Annotated in this window: 17 protein-coding genes; all 17 read left to right on the top strand. The window is 34.9% G+C overall.

Annotated elements, in window-relative coordinates; all coding sequences use genetic code 11:
- Nucleotides 1–129: 129 nt before the first annotated feature.
- The 17 genes from IPN41_03170 (at nt 130) to IPN41_03090 (ending at nt 15,844) form a co-directional block, all read left to right on the top strand.
- Complete coding sequence (locus IPN41_03170) at nt 130–537, top strand: hypothetical protein (GenBank protein ID QQS60104.1); 408 nt, start codon at nt 130–132, stop codon at nt 535–537.
- A gap of 286 nt (nt 538–823) precedes the next feature.
- Nucleotides 824–1,612, top strand: a complete 789-nt coding sequence (locus IPN41_03165) for a hypothetical protein (GenBank protein QQS60103.1) — start codon at nt 824–826, stop codon at nt 1,610–1,612.
- Between the two features lie 181 nt (nt 1,613–1,793).
- The gene (locus tag IPN41_03160) at nt 1,794–2,075 is read left to right on the top strand and encodes a hypothetical protein (protein QQS60102.1); all 282 of its coding nucleotides are present in this window, start codon (nt 1,794–1,796) and stop codon (nt 2,073–2,075) included.
- Nucleotides 2,076–2,146: 71 nt separating this feature from the next.
- Nucleotides 2,147–2,434, top strand: coding sequence for a metal-sensing transcriptional repressor (locus tag IPN41_03155; GenBank protein QQS60101.1), 288 nt, complete (start codon nt 2,147–2,149; stop codon nt 2,432–2,434).
- A gap of 32 nt (nt 2,435–2,466) precedes the next feature.
- The gene (locus tag IPN41_03150) at nt 2,467–3,030 is read left to right on the top strand and encodes a DUF305 domain-containing protein (GenBank protein ID QQS60100.1); all 564 of its coding nucleotides are present in this window, start codon (nt 2,467–2,469) and stop codon (nt 3,028–3,030) included.
- A gap of 5 nt (nt 3,031–3,035) precedes the next feature.
- Nucleotides 3,036–5,306: a cadmium-translocating P-type ATPase gene (cadA, locus tag IPN41_03145; GenBank protein ID QQS60099.1), complete on the top strand. Its 2,271-nt coding sequence runs from the start codon at nt 3,036–3,038 to the stop codon at nt 5,304–5,306.
- The gene (locus IPN41_03140; protein QQS60098.1) at nt 5,303–6,319 is read left to right on the top strand and encodes a sulfite exporter TauE/SafE family protein; all 1,017 of its coding nucleotides are present in this window, start codon (nt 5,303–5,305) and stop codon (nt 6,317–6,319) included. Before cadA ends, IPN41_03140 begins: the two co-directional genes overlap by 4 nt.
- A gap of 21 nt (nt 6,320–6,340) precedes the next feature.
- Nucleotides 6,341–6,766 carry a cupredoxin domain-containing protein gene (locus IPN41_03135; protein ID QQS60097.1) on the top strand — a complete coding sequence of 142 codons (426 nt, stop codon included), beginning with the start codon at nt 6,341–6,343 and terminating at the stop codon, nt 6,764–6,766.
- Between the two features lie 502 nt (nt 6,767–7,268).
- Nucleotides 7,269–8,312 (top strand): alpha/beta fold hydrolase, encoded by a 1,044-nt coding sequence (locus IPN41_03130; protein QQS60096.1) that lies wholly within the window; start codon nt 7,269–7,271, stop codon nt 8,310–8,312.
- A gap of 72 nt (nt 8,313–8,384) precedes the next feature.
- Nucleotides 8,385–9,008 carry a hypothetical protein gene (locus IPN41_03125; protein ID QQS60095.1) on the top strand — a complete coding sequence of 208 codons (624 nt, stop codon included), beginning with the start codon at nt 8,385–8,387 and terminating at the stop codon, nt 9,006–9,008.
- 117 nt (nt 9,009–9,125) lie between these two features.
- A complete protein-coding gene (locus IPN41_03120; protein QQS60094.1) occupies nt 9,126–10,634 on the top strand; it encodes a hypothetical protein in 1,509 nt (502 codons plus the stop codon).
- Nucleotides 10,635–10,788: 154 nt separating this feature from the next.
- On the top strand, nt 10,789–12,111 hold the full coding sequence (locus IPN41_03115; protein QQS60093.1) for a CAP domain-containing protein: 1,323 nt from the start codon (nt 10,789–10,791) through the stop codon (nt 12,109–12,111).
- 137 nt (nt 12,112–12,248) lie between these two features.
- Nucleotides 12,249–13,403 (top strand): hypothetical protein, encoded by a 1,155-nt coding sequence (locus IPN41_03110; GenBank protein ID QQS60092.1) that lies wholly within the window; start codon nt 12,249–12,251, stop codon nt 13,401–13,403.
- 15 nt (nt 13,404–13,418) lie between these two features.
- Entirely contained in the window at nt 13,419–14,027 is a 609-nt protein-coding gene (locus tag IPN41_03105) for a class F sortase (protein ID QQS60091.1), read from the top strand.
- Between the two features lie 86 nt (nt 14,028–14,113).
- Nucleotides 14,114–14,602 carry a type II secretion system protein gene (locus IPN41_03100; protein QQS60090.1) on the top strand — a complete coding sequence of 163 codons (489 nt, stop codon included), beginning with the start codon at nt 14,114–14,116 and terminating at the stop codon, nt 14,600–14,602.
- Nucleotides 14,603–14,717: 115 nt separating this feature from the next.
- Nucleotides 14,718–15,293: a magnesium transporter gene (locus IPN41_03095; protein QQS60089.1), complete on the top strand. Its 576-nt coding sequence runs from the start codon at nt 14,718–14,720 to the stop codon at nt 15,291–15,293.
- Nucleotides 15,290–15,844 (top strand): hypothetical protein, encoded by a 555-nt coding sequence (locus IPN41_03090; GenBank protein ID QQS60088.1) that lies wholly within the window; start codon nt 15,290–15,292, stop codon nt 15,842–15,844. The genes IPN41_03095 and IPN41_03090 overlap by 4 nt, the downstream gene beginning before the upstream one ends.
- Nucleotides 15,845–15,881 lie beyond the last annotated feature (37 nt).

Here is a 15,881-nt window from a genome sequence, read left to right as displayed (position 1 = left end):
AACATTTAAGAAAAAATTTGATATAATATAGATTATGAATGAATATGAAGGAAGCAATGACATCTTATAGACTAAAATTTAAGATTTTTTTATAATACATGCCTATTTTATTATTAATTAAGATATTTTATGAGTAATGAAAATTTAGGTGAAAATGTTAACAAAAAAGAAACTAATATTCTACTGCCAAGCGATTATCCAAAAATTGATACGCCTGAATATAAAAATGAAGAAGGAAAACTAATAAACGAAAAAGAAGCAAGAGAACAAAAGAATATTGATAAGATTAATGAAGCAATCTCTTCTTTTGAAGAAATACGTAAAAAATATAGTCATGAAAATCACCCTGATACTTCTGCTGAAGAGAGAGATCGGCTTTCTGAAAGTCGTAAAGGTGATAATTTGCACGTTATGATGTTCATGAAAATACTACAATCTGAAAAAGATAGATCTGATAGCCCTCACGATATTGAAAGAGCAAATAGGTATCTAAAAATGATGAATGATTTTTTGAATAATGAAATTAGCATTATATAGGTTAGTTATAAGAAATATCATTCTTATACAGCAAATCATACATTAGATCACTGAACGACTAAAAGTGAGGGGAAATTATTTTAAAGAGTTATATAAAAACCGTCAAAATGGCGGTTTTTTTGTATATTTGCTATAAAAAGTCAATAAAACAAGGCTAATTAAGCAAGCTACTTGACAAAATATAAATAATGTGATACTATATAAAATTGCCTATATTTAGGCTAAAAGTCGAATATCGTATCTAGCCTCTAATTAGCCTTTTATTAACCATTATATTAAATTATTTATGAAAAAACTGATTATATTATCAATTCTTACTTTAAGTTTTAGTACTATTTCTCCAGTATTTGCATCTGAAATGATTGTTTCTGCAGATACTGCACCAACACAAGAAAGTATACCTAATGTCTTACCACAGTCTGAGAATGTGTTGAATGTGTTGCCTGTATCTCAGAACGTTGAACCTGTAATTGAAATAGTTACCCCACCAACTCCTGTATCAGTTCCTGAAGTTTTACCTCTATCATTGCCTAAACGATCCCCATCAGGACATATTCCGACACTTGGTAATGTTACAGAAATTCCTAATGAAAATTTACCAGTAACACCTCCTTGTCCAGCTACATGTCCAAGTCCTCATCCAGTTATTGTTCCGGTTGGAGAAACAAAGGTAATTCCTTGTCGAGAGATAATTGTCCTTACTATAGAAGCTAATATGGCAGTCCCTCAAATTAATCGATTAGTGCTTCCAGAAGATCCATGTCCTTCAATTACACCTGTAATTCAAGAAACGTCTACAGGGGGCGGAGGCGGATCAGTATTAATTCCGACTAATGTTGTTCCAGCAAATGTACCCATCATAGAAGAGATTTCTTCACAAGCACCCATTCAGAAAGTTCTAGGTGAACAGAAAGTTAAAACTACAACAACATCATCCCCGTCATTTCCTAAAACAGGTGCTGCACCAAGTGTGCCCCGTGTTCCTTCTTCTTCAAGTACACCGACAAATACTTCAAATGCATTAACAATTATTTCCTTTACTAATGATCGTAAGCAAGAACCTGTAATTGCCTAAATTGATGTAAGATCACTACAAAACGTCTTTGGCCTTAGATATACGAGTGTATATCGACCGCCTGGACGTTTTTTAGTTATAACGTTTGATTTTTATAGTTTAACAAATTTAAAAAATAGTTATATAGTATATATATGAAGAAACAGTATTAATATTGCAAGAAACTCTACCGGTATTATTGATGATAGCCCTTCTGGTTATTATTCCTAATGATTACTGGCTAACAGCTATATATCTGGTAATTATCAGTATTGCTTTTGTAATAAAGTTATTACCAAACGAACTTCTTATTTTTATTCTTGGATTTATTATCATGTTTGGTATTGAATATATATTTGTAAGTACTGGCGTTGAGACCTTTGTGCGTAATAGTTTATTTGGCGTTATGCCCTTGTGGCTTCCTTTTTTGTGGGGGTATGGATATGTGGCTATTAAAAGAACGGTTATCATTTTAAATAGTTAGGTATTTGTATTTACTTTGAAAGAAGTTTTTTTCTTGACTACCTAGACCATATACCCTATACTATAGGGTATATGAAAAAACAACAATTTAATCATGTTCATAAACATGGTGAGCCAAATACAAAAGCTCGCAAAGTGATAAATATGGCCATCGGAAGTGTGGCAAAACTTCCTGAAATGATTAATGATGCTCGGTACTGCCCTGAGATTATCCAGCAGATTGATAGCGTCATCGGCCTTTTACATAGTGCCCGAAAAGAATTATTAAAGGGTCACCTTGAGTCTTGTCTTGCTGAAAGGTTAAAGACTGACAAGGAAGGTTCAATTAAAGAATTGCTAAAAATCTACAACATGCAGTAGGTTTTTTGTGTTTTATAAAAATTAAATCATATATGACTAAAATTTCAATTTCTTTAGTAATCTCTCTTATGATAATAGTTGGTGTTCTTGGTTGGATGCTTGGATATGCCAGTACGCCTGATTATAGAGTAAGTATGTTTGACAAAACAGCTATGGATTTCGGTCGCGCCGATCGGACGCTTGATCTTCGGTATATTAATACCATGATTGCTCACCATAGAGGTGCTATGCTTTTTGCCACTCAAGCTAGCACGCAAACACAACGACCCGAGATGAAAGATCTAGCGGCAATGATTCTTCGGGATGAACCAGTGGCCATTGCTGAACTATATACCTGGAAAAAAGACTGGTATGGAGATACAAAACAAGTTAAAGATCCAGTAGTTTCAAATTTGGGAACCTATGATGATAAATTTGATCTGCGTTTTCTTAACGCCCTTATTGCTCATCACGAGGAAGGTCTTGAAATGACACAAGAAATAAAGATTAAATCTAGTAGAACTGAGATTTTAAACAATGCTGATGCTGTTGATACATTTCTTACAACAACCTTAAAGCTTTTTAAAGATTGGCGAAAACAGTGGTATAACCTGTAATTAATATGATTAACAAAACAGTAAAAATTAAGGGGATGCACTGTGCGAGTTGTGCCTCAATTATTACTAAAAAGATTTCAAAGTTACAAGGCGTAGACAGTATTAATGTTAATTTTGCAACCGAAAATGCTACGCTTGCCTTTGATGAAAAAGCAGTTTCAATACAGCAGATGAATAATCAGATTGAAAAATTAGGGTATACGTTTGTGGATAAAAATGAGCAAATAATATTACATGATCACTCCAGTCATGATGGAATTAATGAATCAAAAGATGAAAAGCTGAAAGAACTAATGGTTATGAGATCTAAAACGGAATTTGTTTTACCGATTTCTTTGTTGGTTTTTATGCTTATGATGTGGGATATTGTTGCCAAGTTTTTTCCTTCAATTCCAAACTTGCCGATGCCAATGTCAGTGTTCAATATCATTTCTATGATATTGGCAAGCGTTGTTCTTTTCTGGATTGGACAACCGTTCTTACAAGGAGTGGTGAAGTTCATAAAATTTCGTGTCGCCAATATGGACACACTTATTGGTATTGGAACTCTTGTGGCTTATCTTTATAGTATAATAATTACACTTTTTCCAGTATCAAGAGAAGCTTTAAATCTTCCTGAAACAACTTACTTTGATGTTACTATTGTCGTTATTGGCTTTGTAGTATTAGGTAAATATTTGGAAACTCGATCAAAACTTCGCACTGGCGAAGCTATAGAAAAACTTCTTGGACTTCAAGCAAAAACGGCTTTGCTTTGGCGTAATGGTGTTGAAGTTGAAGTTGCTCTCAATGAAGTACAAATAGATGATATTATTATTGTAAAGCCAGGGTCAAAAATTCCAGTTGATGGGGTTATTATTGAAGGAAATTCATCAATTGATGAATCAATGATTACAGGTGAGCCGATTCCAGTTGATAAAAATATTGGTAATTTTGTTGTTGGTGCAACAATGAACAAACAAGGAAATTTTAAATTTAAAGCAACAAAAGTTGGATCTGATACAGTGCTGGCACAAATTATAAAAATGGTTCTGGATGCACAGGGATCAAAAGCTCCAATACAAGCTCTGGCTGATAAGATTTCTAGTATTTTTGTACCCATAGTTCTTGGTATTGCTGGTCTGTCTCTATTACTATGGTTGACAATTGGCACCTCGGCTTTTGGTTTCTCAACTGCACTTTCTTTTGGTCTCCTTTCATTTGTTGGAGTTCTTGTTATTGCTTGTCCTTGTGCTCTTGGTTTGGCCACACCGACTGCGATTATTGTTGGGGTTGGGAGGGGAGCACAACAGGGTATTCTTATTAGAAATGCCCAAGCTCTAGAAAAGCTTAGTCAGGTTAATACAATTGTTCTTGATAAGACTGGCACCATTACCAAAGGCAAGCCTGAGGTGACGGATATTGTTTCTCTTGATACGGCTTGGACAGAAACAGATATACTTCGTTTAAGTGCAAGTATTGAAAAACTTTCTGAACATCCGTTGGCTAATGCTGTTGTTTATAAAGCAAATGAGCAAAAAATAGTTTTGGAAACCGTTACCAATTTTCAAGCTCTTGAAGGAGCGGGAGTTGAGGGGATAATTGATGGAAAATATATAACTATTCATAAGCCGTTAAATAATTCATTTGAGTTAGATAAAATTAACTCTCTTCAAGAACAAGGCAAAACAGTTGTTATATTAGAAGTTGATAAAAAACCAATTGGGTTGATTGCGCTTTCAGACACCTTGAAAGAAGAATCAAAAGAGACTGTTGCTAAGCTTCAGGCAAGAAATCTTAAAGTTGTAATGATCACTGGTGATAATTATTTAGCCGCAAACTATATCGCAAAACTTGCTGGTATAAAGGTAGTCATGGCTGAAGTAATGCCTCAGGAAAAAGCTGGAAAAATAAAAGAATTACAAGAGACAGGCGCAGTTGTGGCCATGGTCGGTGATGGAATAAATGATGCTCCAGCTCTTGTGCAAGCGGATGTTGGTATTGCTATGGGAACTGGCACTGATGTTGCTATTGAATCAGCTGGAATAACTCTTCTTGGTGGTGATATTTCAAAAATTTCACAAGCCATACAACTATCAAAGATGACAATGAGAGGCATACGACAAAATCTTTTTTGGGCTTTTATATTTAATGTCATTGGTATTCCTTTGGCAGCCGGACTTTTTTACCCCCTGTTTGGGTGGTTATTAAATCCTGCTTTTGCCGGATTGGCTATGGCTTTTTCTAGTGTCTTTGTTGTTTTCAATTCGCTACGACTTAAAAAAATAAAACTATGAAATCCTATACTTTTCATGTTAAAGGAATGCATTGTGCTGCATGTGTTGTATTAACCGAGAGTGAGCTTGAAGCCTTGCCGAATATTGATAGTGCGAAGGCAAATTTAACTTCATGTTCTGTAGAGGTTAAAGGAGATTTTGCGACTGACTCACCAGAGGCTATTGCTGAAACATTATCTAATACATTAAAACCTCATGGATATTCACTACGAGTAGGAGAAGAAAAGAATGTTGTTGCTTGGTCAGACTTTAGGATCGCTCTTCCGACTGCACTTTTGATTATTGGTTTATTTTTGTTATTACAGAAACTTGGCATTGTTAATCTTGTGACAATAAATACCGTAAACTATGGAACAGCTTTTGTGATTGGTCTTGTAGCTTCAGTTTCAACCTGTATGGCTGTTGTGGGAGGGTTAGTTCTTTCTATGTCAGCGAATATGGTCAAGGGGGGACAGAGAAAAAAACCACAGATACTCTTTCATATTGGTCGGTTACTATCTTTTTTCTTTTTGGGTGGTTTGATTGGGATGCTTGGAGCGACATTTGAGCCAGGTATCTTTGCTACATTTATTATTAGCGTAGTTATTGGTCTTGTTTTGTTAATAATGGGTATTAATTTGTTGGATATTTTTCCTTGGGCCAAGAAACTACAGCCAACCATGCCGAAGTTTATTTCCAAGAATCTACTCGGTATCAAAAAATTTAATCATACTGTTACGCCACTTCTGCTTGGAATTATTACCTTCTTCTTGCCATGTGGTTTTACACAATCAATGCAAATCTATACACTTTCAACGCATAGTTTTTGGACAGGTGCTTTGACTATGTTTGCTTTTGCGCTTGGAACTCTGCCAGTACTAGGTTTGATAAGTTTTAGTTCATTAACCATTAATCCTAATAAGACAGGAATTTTTTTCAAAACAATGGGAATAATTACTATCTTTTTTGCTTTATTTAATATATATAATAGTTTGGTCGCCATTGAACTATTGCCAGTTATCTTTGCTTTTTAGTATACTACTGACACATACTTTATGAATAAAAAAAATATTATATTTGCCGGTATTGTAATTGCACTTATTGGAGGGATTATTGTTTTATCAAATATTACATCGCAACCAAAAGTTGTCTATTATGGTGATTCAAATAATAGCTCTGTGGAACCTAGTACTAATGTAAGCATGGATGGTGAGAAGCAAATAGTTGAAATTACTGCTAAGGGTGGTTATTCACCCAGTAAGTCATCAGCTAAAGCTGGTGTTCCGACAATCATTCGAGTTATAACTAATGGTACCTATGATTGCTCTTCGGCTTTGAGGATTAAAAGTTTGGGCTATAGCAAAAATCTTCCCGCTACTGGTACGACCGATATAGAAGTACCACCTCAAGTACCAGGCACTACTATTAAAGCTCTATGTAGTATGGGTATGTATAATTTTACTGTCCAATTTAATAGTTAGAATTATATTAAGAAGATTTCTTTGTAAGTAATTGTCCTAATAATTATTTGCACTCTTGACCTGCCAATATAAAAAATATATATTTACATTAATAATTATTTAAATTATAAACCTATGAAAATGATGACATGTGCACAAATGGGCGGGATGTGTGATGTATAGATTACCGGAAATACAGCTGATGAATTGATGGCTAATGGCATGAAACATCTTGAAGAAGCTCATCCAGAAATGGCTGCTCAGGTAAGATCTACTCCTCAGGATGATCCATCAATGGTGACTTGGAGAGAAAAATTTTATCAAGATTTTGAAGCCGCTCCGAAAATGTAATAACTGGAATTGGTTTGATTAAAAAATAGAAAAGCTCATGAATCATTTGACTCATGAGCTTTATCTATATTCGTCAACATTGACTTTTGATAAAGCTACTTGAAATATTTATGATTTATTCTTGTATTAGTACTATTAGGATATTACAAATGTATCAATTATAATAAGGTATATGAAAAAAATTGTAATTATTACCATAGTCTTTGTATTTTTTGTTGCTGTCACTTGGTTGATCACATCCAGAGCAGGCCAAGAGAATAGTAATACCAACACAATAACAAATAGTGAAGACAATCTCAAAACAGAGATACCTGATTTGTCTAGTGATATTTCTGAACTTCCAGTTAATCCCGTATCACTGTCTGCTTTAATGACCAAAGAATTTAATGGTAAAGATTTAACACTCGGTCGTGTGCTTGAAGAAAATGTGGCCTATACTAGACATTATATTACTTATACTAGCGGTGATTTAACAATTTCAGGTATTTTAAATATCCCTAAAGGCACTGTTCCTCCAGGCGGTTGGCCAATTTTATTTTTAAACCATGGTTATATTGATACTTCTGTCTATACGAATGGCAGGGGACTACGACGTGAGCAGGACTATTTAGCCAGACAAGGCTATGCAATTTTACATTCAGATTATCGTGATCATGCTCAATCTGACCGAGATAGTAATACCGAAAAAAATGTTCGCCTTGGATACATTGAAGATGTGATTAATGCTGTGTATGCAGTAAAAAATTCGGATTTAGATATGTTGAGTAAAGAAAGATTTGGTATGCTTGGACACTCTATGGGTGGTGGTATTTCTCAAGCAGTAATGGTAGTTAAACCAGATCTTATTGATGCAGTTGTGTTATATGCTCCCGTTAGTAGTAATGTAGTTGATAGTTATAATCGCTGGACAGCTCGAAATTCTGCTCATGTTGAAACAATCAATCAAACACACGGTTCTCCAACCGATAATCCTGAATTTTGGAAAAATATGTCTCCACTTACTTTTTTTGATAAAGTTACAGTCCCTGTTCTGATATTTCACGGAACAAATGACGATAGTTGTGAAATTGATTGGTCAAGAAAAACCAGAGATGCTTTAGTTGAGGTGGGGAAAGATGTTGAGCTAGTAGAATATAATGGTGAGCTACACGAATTTGGACTATCGCATAATAATTTTATGCAAAGTAGTACAAAATTTTTTAAGGATAATATTTAAGATAATGTATACTATATGTATGTCTAATAGAAAAAGGAACAAAACTATAAATTAATTATTAATTTTTTACGTATGTGTTTTTCAGCAACAGCAAGTTTTATTGCCGGTGCCTCATTATCAACCGCCGGAGTCATCACACTCCAAAAGAAAACTAAAAAAGAAATTCCCTTAGCCGTTATCCCGTTATTATTTGGATTACAACAGATAACTGAGGGTCTGGTTTGGATATCTCTCACCAAAAATATTTTTTGGATTCAGAAAATAGCTACGCAAGTATATGTTTTATTTTCTCATGTTCTGTGGCCGGTGTTTGTTCCGATTGCGATAGTTTTAGTTGAAACTGTATCCTGGCGCAAAAAAGCTATTATTGCTTTAGCTGTTCTTGGTGCAGTGGTTGCAGTCAACAATCTTTGGCTTGTAACAATGTTTCCGGTCAACTCAGAGATTCTTCATCACAGTATTAATTATGTGCTAGCTCGTCCTTCACAAACATTTATCATGTATTTATATATTATTGCCACCTGTTTTAGTTGTTTATTATCAAGTCATAGATTATTACGATTTCTTGGATTTTTAGCTTTTCTGTCTTTACTGATCGCCAACTACTTTTACACAGTTACCTTAACTTCTGTATGGTGTTTCTTTGCAGCAATTTTAAGCTTTATTATTTATTGGTTTTTTAAATCAAAAAAATAGCTAACATTAGATAACCTTTTTGTTTAGGGGAATATTGACAAATTTTTTTAAGGGTGTAAGATGCTGGATAACTTAATTATTCGTTATTAGCATAAATAACGCCTAAATATTCATTTTATGAGCAAAAAGATTATTGTTTTTGTAACTACTTTAGTAGTTCTCGGTCTAGTTGGGAGCGCTTTAGTTCAAGCAGAATTAAGCATTCAACCATTAGAACTAAATTCTACAAAAGGAGCCGAAGAGAAAGTAAGTAATAAAGTTCTTGAGTCCGATGTCAAAATTGTGTTTGAGATTCCTAATGAAGTTGAAGCAACCACTTGCGGTGATATAATTACCGACCGTGATGGCTACACTTATAAAACAATTCAAATTGGTGATCAGTGTTGGATGGCAGAAAATGTAAAAACCAAAACTAAAGCTGACGGTACTTGTATTAATGGCGGATCAGCCCCTTGTGCTGATGCGTCAGTGACTGATAATGGAAAGGGTCGTGCTTGCTATGATAATAATGAAGCTAATTGTTCAACTGATGGTGCTCTGTACACTTACAGTGGAATTGGTGGAAATTTAACTACTCCAGGCATCCAAGGTATTTGTCCAACTGGTTGGCACATTCCAACTCACGATGAGTTAACAACTTTGGAACGCTCGGTTTGTACTTCAGGAACTTGTGAAACTGATTTTCCATATGACACAGTAACTTACGGATTACGTGGTACTAATGAAGCTACAAGTTTAAAACCAGGTGGTTGCTCTGGTTTCAATGCGCTCTTAACTGGTCGTCGTGAGGCAGATGGCACTACTTTTACTAATCGCAATAATTCTACTTGGCTTTGGTCATCACAATATACATTACCTTCAATTCATCGTCGTATGATTACCGCTGGTAGTGGTCAAATTTCTCGTGATGCTGGAAACTTATCTTTTAATCGTTCTCAGTCATTGCGATGTGTCCGAGATATTCCAGTACCATCATTTTGTGGTGAAACAATCACTGACCGAGATGGCTATACTTATAAAACAATCCGGATTGGCGAACAATGTTGGATGGCCGAAAATTTAAAGACTAAAACTAAAGTTGATGGCACTTGTATTAATGGAGGCCCAACCCCTTGTGCTGATGCTTCTGTTGCTGATAATGGAAAGGGTCGCTCATGCTATGGAAACTTAGAAACTAGTTGTACAGCTAACGGTGCATTATATACGTACAGTGGAATTGGTGGAAATCTAATAACACCTGGCATCCAAGGTATTTGTCCTGATGGCTGGCATATTCCAACTCAAAATGAATTTACAACTTTGGAACGCGCAGTTTGCACATCAGGAAATTGTGATACTGATTTTCCTTATGATACTTCAACCTATGGATATCGTGGAACCAATGAAGGTACAAGTTTGAAAGTTGGAGGGTGTTCTCGCTTTAATGCTATTTTAGGGGGACGTCGAGAAGCTAATGGTATAACTTTTTCTAATAATGGCTTTGGGACTTGGTTTTGGTCCTCACAGTATTCAATTCCTTCTGTTCATCGTCGCATGTTAACAGCTAGTAGTTCTCAAGTCTATCGCGATGCTGGAAATTTAACCTTTAATCGAGCTCAATCACTTCGTTGTGTGAAAAATTTATAATTGATTAGATATTTTAGTAAAGCCTCATCAGTGTTCTACTGGTGAGGTTTTATAATATTCAAAATAGTTTAAGGAGTATATACTCAAACTACATGATATTTAATAAATAGAAATTGACTTTTCATTAAAATAGTTGTATATATAGGGTATAAATATGCCCAAAAAGAAACTTCAGAAAGCGAAAAAGAAAACTATAAAAAAAGAATCAACTAATTTTTTCTTTTTTGATCATCCTTTAAGTAAAAGTACTTTTAAGGATTTTTTTATTCCTCATTCTGGAAATAATCACAAGCCTACTTCACTTCACCCCAAGCGAGTTTTGTTTCATATCTCAGTTGCTTTGGTTACAAAAGTAATCGTTTTGATATTTGTTTTTAATTATCCTTTAACAGCTTGGATGTCACCAGAAGTTTCAGCCTCTGAAGGAAAAAAAATTATTACATTGACTAATAGTCTTCGTTCAGGCCTATCTTTGAATAATTTGTCTGAGAATCAAAAGTTAAATATGGCGGCCTATAAAAAAGTTCAAGACATGTTTATTAATCAGTATTTTGCTCATCATAGCCCGGCTGGACTTACTCTTGAGTATTGGGCCAGACAAGTAGGCTATTCAGGCTATGCAGTAATTGGAGAAAATTTAGCTGTTGGTTTTAATAATGCCGAAGATGTTATGGGTGCTTGGAAACGAAGCCCAACTCATTATAGTAATTTAGTTGATCAAAACTATAAGGATATTGGTGTTAGTATTGTTGGTGGTCAGTACAAAGATAAAGATACTGTTTTTATAGCTCAGTATTTTGGTTCTATGCAATTGGCAAATACTATCCCGCTACCAGAACCAAAAAAAACTATTGAAAAGGTAGTAGCACCGCCACCAGCTGTTTTGTCGGAAAAAACAACAACTAAACCACCAGTAGCTCCAGTCGTTACTCCTCCAAAAGTAGCTATTCAAAAAAATATCCCACCCCCTACGCAACCAAAACCAAAAATAGTTGTTAGTCAGCCAGTTGGTAAGCCTTATGAAAAAGTTGTGCAAGTGAAAGTTGATTTACCAAAAGATACAACAAGTGCAGTTGTGGATATCTTTGATCGTAAGATTGCCTTAGAGCAAAAAGCTAATGGTCAATGGCAAGGGCAAGAGATTATAACTACTACCGACAATTCTTCTTCTATCGTGCCTCCGGCTCTTACCACAAATGATACTTCTGGGCAATCTACCCGCTCTGACATTGAAGCAGTAAATATTGTTCCAGAAAAGTCTTCTTTATTAAGTCAATATAATTTATATCGTTCAAATCCAGACTCTTGGCTTGGTCAAATATTTAGTTTTAGTGGTTGGTATTATAAAATTATTTTGATTCTTTCTATTATCGCTTTAGTATTAAATATCTTTATTGCTCGACATAAGCAACATCCTCACTTAATAGCTTCAGGTCTTGGTTTGGCTCTTTGTATGGTCTTTTTGATAGTTTTCTGATATAATAATAAAATAATTAAGATTTTTTTATAATAAAATAATTGACATTTTATATACAAAGTGATATATATACTATATGTCTAATGTAAGCAAAAAATACCTTTAGGTATTCTTACTTACTTTCTAAACACCCTCCTATGAAGAAGATTATTTTGTTTTCAATTTTTGTTTTAGTCCTTAGCCCGTTTAATCCATTATTTCATGATGTTGATGCTTCTGTAGTAATTAATGATACCAGTGCGGAAGTTAGTGATCCTAATAATGAAATTTTTCAACCACTTTGTCCTGCCTTTGGTCCAGATGAGATTGATGTCACTGCTTCAACACTTAGCAATTTCTGTTTATTGCCTGTTAATTTTGAAAATAGTGGAAGTGAAGGCACTATTCCAAATCCTGAAGAAGCAAATGTTCCGCCATTCCCGATTTCAATGATTGATGGTGAAGGATCAAGTAATGAAGAAGCTATTCCAAATCCGGGTCCTTCTATTACCCCTCCTGGTCCAACTCTTGATGGTGAAGGTTTTGTTAATGAAGAAGCAATTCCTGGACCTGAGCAACCTCCTGTCCCAATTTTGCCTATAAACCTTGTTGATGTTGAGGGTCCGGTTGATGAAGAATCTATCCCTAATCCAGATCCTTCAATTTTTCCTCCAGTACCAACACTTGATGGTGAAGGCTTTGGTAGTGAAGAATCTATTCCAAATCCAAGTCAGCCACCAATTACTCCAGTGATTATTGACCTTGTTGATATTGAAGGGCCTCGGACTGAAGAGTCTATTCCTAATCCAGGACCAGCTCCGATTATTCCCCCAGGACCAGCTTTAGATGGTGAAGGTTTTATTAATGATGATGAAAGTATTGTGAATCCAGGGCCTGCGCCAATTATTGATCCTGCACCAATTTCATTGGTCGATGTAGAGGTTGTTATTGATGATGAAGAACCAACACCAACCCCAACCGGTAACGGCGGTGGCGGTGGCGGAGGTGGTGGAATTAGTTTCTTTCAAACTGATGTTCTAGGAACTAACTCACCAACTACACCAACAACTCCTGATCAACAGGTTCTTGGTGAACAAGTTTTCTCTGACGGAACTCCAAGTCAACAAGTCTTAGGTGAAAAGAAATTTGCCTCTGTACTTGGTGAAAAAGTTACCTCACCTACATTCCCTAAAACAGGTTCAGCTTCTGGAACTACAAATTCAATTCTTTGGCAGCTTTCTCTTGCCTTCTTATTATCAGCTGCCTTACTTGTTAGTCTTAATCAAAAAAAGACAGTTTTAGCCTCTAAATAAATTGTTTATAGTCTAATGAATAAAAAGACTGTTTCGGAAATATCATACCATTGGTATTGGTTATATAGTTTGTTTATTGTTATTTTAATTATTTCCCCATCTTTGGTATTGTTAAAGTTTTCGAATTCTGTAAATCGTCAAGCTGATGAGCTTTTTGTGAGCACAGTTCAAGAAAAAAGCTATGGAATACCAAAACGTCTAGAGATTAGTAGTATTAATGTTGATGCGACTGTGGAGTCTGTTGGTCTTACGCCCGAGGGAGCAATGGATACTCCAGTGGATCCAGATAATGTGGGTTGGTATAATCTTGGTCCTCGTCCTGGTGAACAGGGAAGCGCTGTTATTGATGGGCATCTTGATAAAGAGGATCAATCCCGAGCAGTTTTTGCTGATTTAGCTGAGGTTAACATTGATGATATTGTATCTGTTATTGATGATCAAGGTAAGAAATTGAATTTTATAGTTAAGGAAGTTCGGATGTATAATGCTGATGATGATACAAACGAAGTATTTAATAATAATGATGGTGTCTTTTTAAATTTAATTACCTGTGCTGGCTCTTGGGATAAGGATAAGCAAAATTATGATCAGCGAAGAGTTATTTTCACTGAATTAATTAAGTAGTAATATATTCTATTCTATTTCATAAAAACCCTTTTGGGGTTTTTTTGATTAGTCAAAATATAGAAAAACTTTTATAATTATAGTATATGATAAAAAATAGACCAGGCTTTACGCTAGTTGAATTGTTGATTGTCATTGCTATTATTGGTTTACTAGCTACAATCACCTTGGTTTTTTTCGGGAATACACGCTATAAAGCTCGTGATATAAAGCGTAAATTTGATATTGGTCAGGTTGGTAAATTTTTATTTTTAGGGAATTGTTATGTGCCAATTTCTGGCTTTGGTGAATATGATATATCAGTGATAATGACTGAGCTTAAAACAATCTATCCTCAAGCTCAAATGCTACCAATGATAAAAGATCCTAAAACTGGAACTGATACGGAGTCAATGTATAGATATCAAGTAACAGCCACAGATAAGTGTATTATTTATGCAAATTTAGAAAATAAAGAAGAAGCTATAACTCTTTCAGGGATGGTTGCACCTGAAGCCGGACGGGGGACTGGCGTTCTTATTGGTTCTAGTACTGGGGTTAATGGTACAAATATTTATTATCAATTTGGGAAGTAGTACACATTGATTTTTTGTAGTTTTGAAATTTTTAAGTTTTACAGTTTTGACTTCCACTCATAGCTAAATACATATAAACAGGATATAATTAGATTACAAGTTTATTTTTTACAATATGGTAATCCGAGATCGGAGAAAAAAAAATTCTTACATTCAAGAAAATACCGCTACGCAATCAGTTGAACATTTACTAAGAGATCGTATTCCTTGGCTATTTTTAGGTTTATTTGGAGGTCTTTTAACAACGCTTTTAGTATCTAACTATGAAGCAATATTATATGCTGACATTAGGGTAGCTTTTTTTATACCAATTATTGTGTATTTAAGTGATGCCGTAGGTTCTCAAACAGAAACAATTTATATTAGAGCAATAGTAAAGACAAAGGTTCATTTTTTAAACTATGTTTTAAAGGAGAGTTTAGTTGGGTTGGCTTTGGGGGTTATTTTTGGTTCTTGTTTAGGGATTTTTGCAGCCTATTGGTTGCATTCGGCAGCCATTGCTTTTACTGTTGGACTAGCCACCTTAATTAATTTAACCTTGGCGCCAATTTTAGCAGTGACAATTCCTAGTATTATTAGACGACAACACAGCGACCCAGCTCTTGGAGCAGGTCCAGTGGCCACAATTATTCAGGATCTGTTGAGCTTACTTATTTTCTTTTTTATTGCCTCGGTAATCATATTTATATGAAATGGTTAAAAAATTTTCATTCTTTATTTTTTAAAGGTTTTAGCCCTATTGTGGCCACAATTGTTATAGGCCTGGCTTTATTTAGTTTTGGCTATTATTTTCTTGCTTATAAAGCTAATTTAATTCCCGTAGTTAGATTTAACATGCCTCAAATACTAAAAGGGGAGCAAATTAATGGTCCTATTATTGAAACTAATGAAGATGCAATTAATTATGATGACGTTTCACCAATGGTTACCGATTTTGCCCTGGAGATTGATCTAGTTGAAGGACAAAATACTAAAGTTTTAGGAACTGATATATTTATTAAAGCTCTTAAGGTTGATGACTTAACAGGGCGAGGGTGCTTAGGTGGTCCGCTTGGTTGTGCGGATAGAGCTGAGCTTGAAGTTTCTCGTCGCCTTGTTCGTCAGAATATAATTTTATTGTCTCCAAAGACAGCTGGGGTACGATCAGCTGGTAAAGACAAAGCAGTAGCTTTTGGTTATACAATTTCACTTCTAAAGATTGATAATAAGGAAATTACAGTTCGGGTTGAAATTGTTGAGTAGAATTACAAAAAAAGAACGAAAAATTAAGCCTCAAAAA

The sequence above is a fragment of the Candidatus Falkowbacteria bacterium genome (genome assembly GCA_016699775.1).
In the GTDB taxonomy this organism is placed as follows: domain Bacteria; phylum Patescibacteriota; class Patescibacteriia; order Patescibacteriales; family Patescibacteriaceae; genus Patescibacterium; species Patescibacterium danicum.
Note: the sequence above shows the minus strand (reverse complement) of the source record. Positions and strands in the feature narration are given on the sequence as shown.

What these genes read in the sequence shown, in the direction of transcription:
- IPN41_03115 (QQS60093.1), top strand. Translation starts at nt 10,789, where the DNA reads ATGCCCAAAAAGAAACTTCAGAAAGCGAAAAAGAAAACTATAAAAAAA.
- IPN41_03135 (QQS60097.1), top strand. Translation starts at nt 6,341, where the DNA reads ATGAATAAAAAAAATATTATATTTGCCGGTATTGTAATTGCACTTATT.
- IPN41_03165 (QQS60103.1), top strand. Translation starts at nt 824, where the DNA reads ATGAAAAAACTGATTATATTATCAATTCTTACTTTAAGTTTTAGTACT.
- IPN41_03160 (QQS60102.1), top strand. Translation starts at nt 1,794, where the DNA reads ATGATAGCCCTTCTGGTTATTATTCCTAATGATTACTGGCTAACAGCT.
- IPN41_03120 (QQS60094.1), top strand. Translation starts at nt 9,126, where the DNA reads ATGAGCAAAAAGATTATTGTTTTTGTAACTACTTTAGTAGTTCTCGGT.
- IPN41_03130 (QQS60096.1), top strand. Translation starts at nt 7,269, where the DNA reads ATGAAAAAAATTGTAATTATTACCATAGTCTTTGTATTTTTTGTTGCT.
- IPN41_03100 (QQS60090.1), top strand. Translation starts at nt 14,114, where the DNA reads ATGATAAAAAATAGACCAGGCTTTACGCTAGTTGAATTGTTGATTGTC.
- IPN41_03095 (QQS60089.1), top strand. Translation starts at nt 14,718, where the DNA reads ATGGTAATCCGAGATCGGAGAAAAAAAAATTCTTACATTCAAGAAAAT.
- cadA (QQS60099.1), top strand. Translation starts at nt 3,036, where the DNA reads ATGATTAACAAAACAGTAAAAATTAAGGGGATGCACTGTGCGAGTTGT.
- IPN41_03170 (QQS60104.1), top strand. Translation starts at nt 130, where the DNA reads ATGAGTAATGAAAATTTAGGTGAAAATGTTAACAAAAAAGAAACTAAT.
- IPN41_03125 (QQS60095.1), top strand. Translation starts at nt 8,385, where the DNA reads ATGTGTTTTTCAGCAACAGCAAGTTTTATTGCCGGTGCCTCATTATCA.
- IPN41_03140 (QQS60098.1), top strand. Translation starts at nt 5,303, where the DNA reads ATGAAATCCTATACTTTTCATGTTAAAGGAATGCATTGTGCTGCATGT.
- IPN41_03150 (QQS60100.1), top strand. Translation starts at nt 2,467, where the DNA reads ATGACTAAAATTTCAATTTCTTTAGTAATCTCTCTTATGATAATAGTT.
- IPN41_03155 (QQS60101.1), top strand. Translation starts at nt 2,147, where the DNA reads ATGAAAAAACAACAATTTAATCATGTTCATAAACATGGTGAGCCAAAT.
- IPN41_03110 (QQS60092.1), top strand. Translation starts at nt 12,249, where the DNA reads ATGAAGAAGATTATTTTGTTTTCAATTTTTGTTTTAGTCCTTAGCCCG.
- IPN41_03090 (QQS60088.1), top strand. Translation starts at nt 15,290, where the DNA reads ATGAAATGGTTAAAAAATTTTCATTCTTTATTTTTTAAAGGTTTTAGC.
- IPN41_03105 (QQS60091.1), top strand. Translation starts at nt 13,419, where the DNA reads ATGAATAAAAAGACTGTTTCGGAAATATCATACCATTGGTATTGGTTA.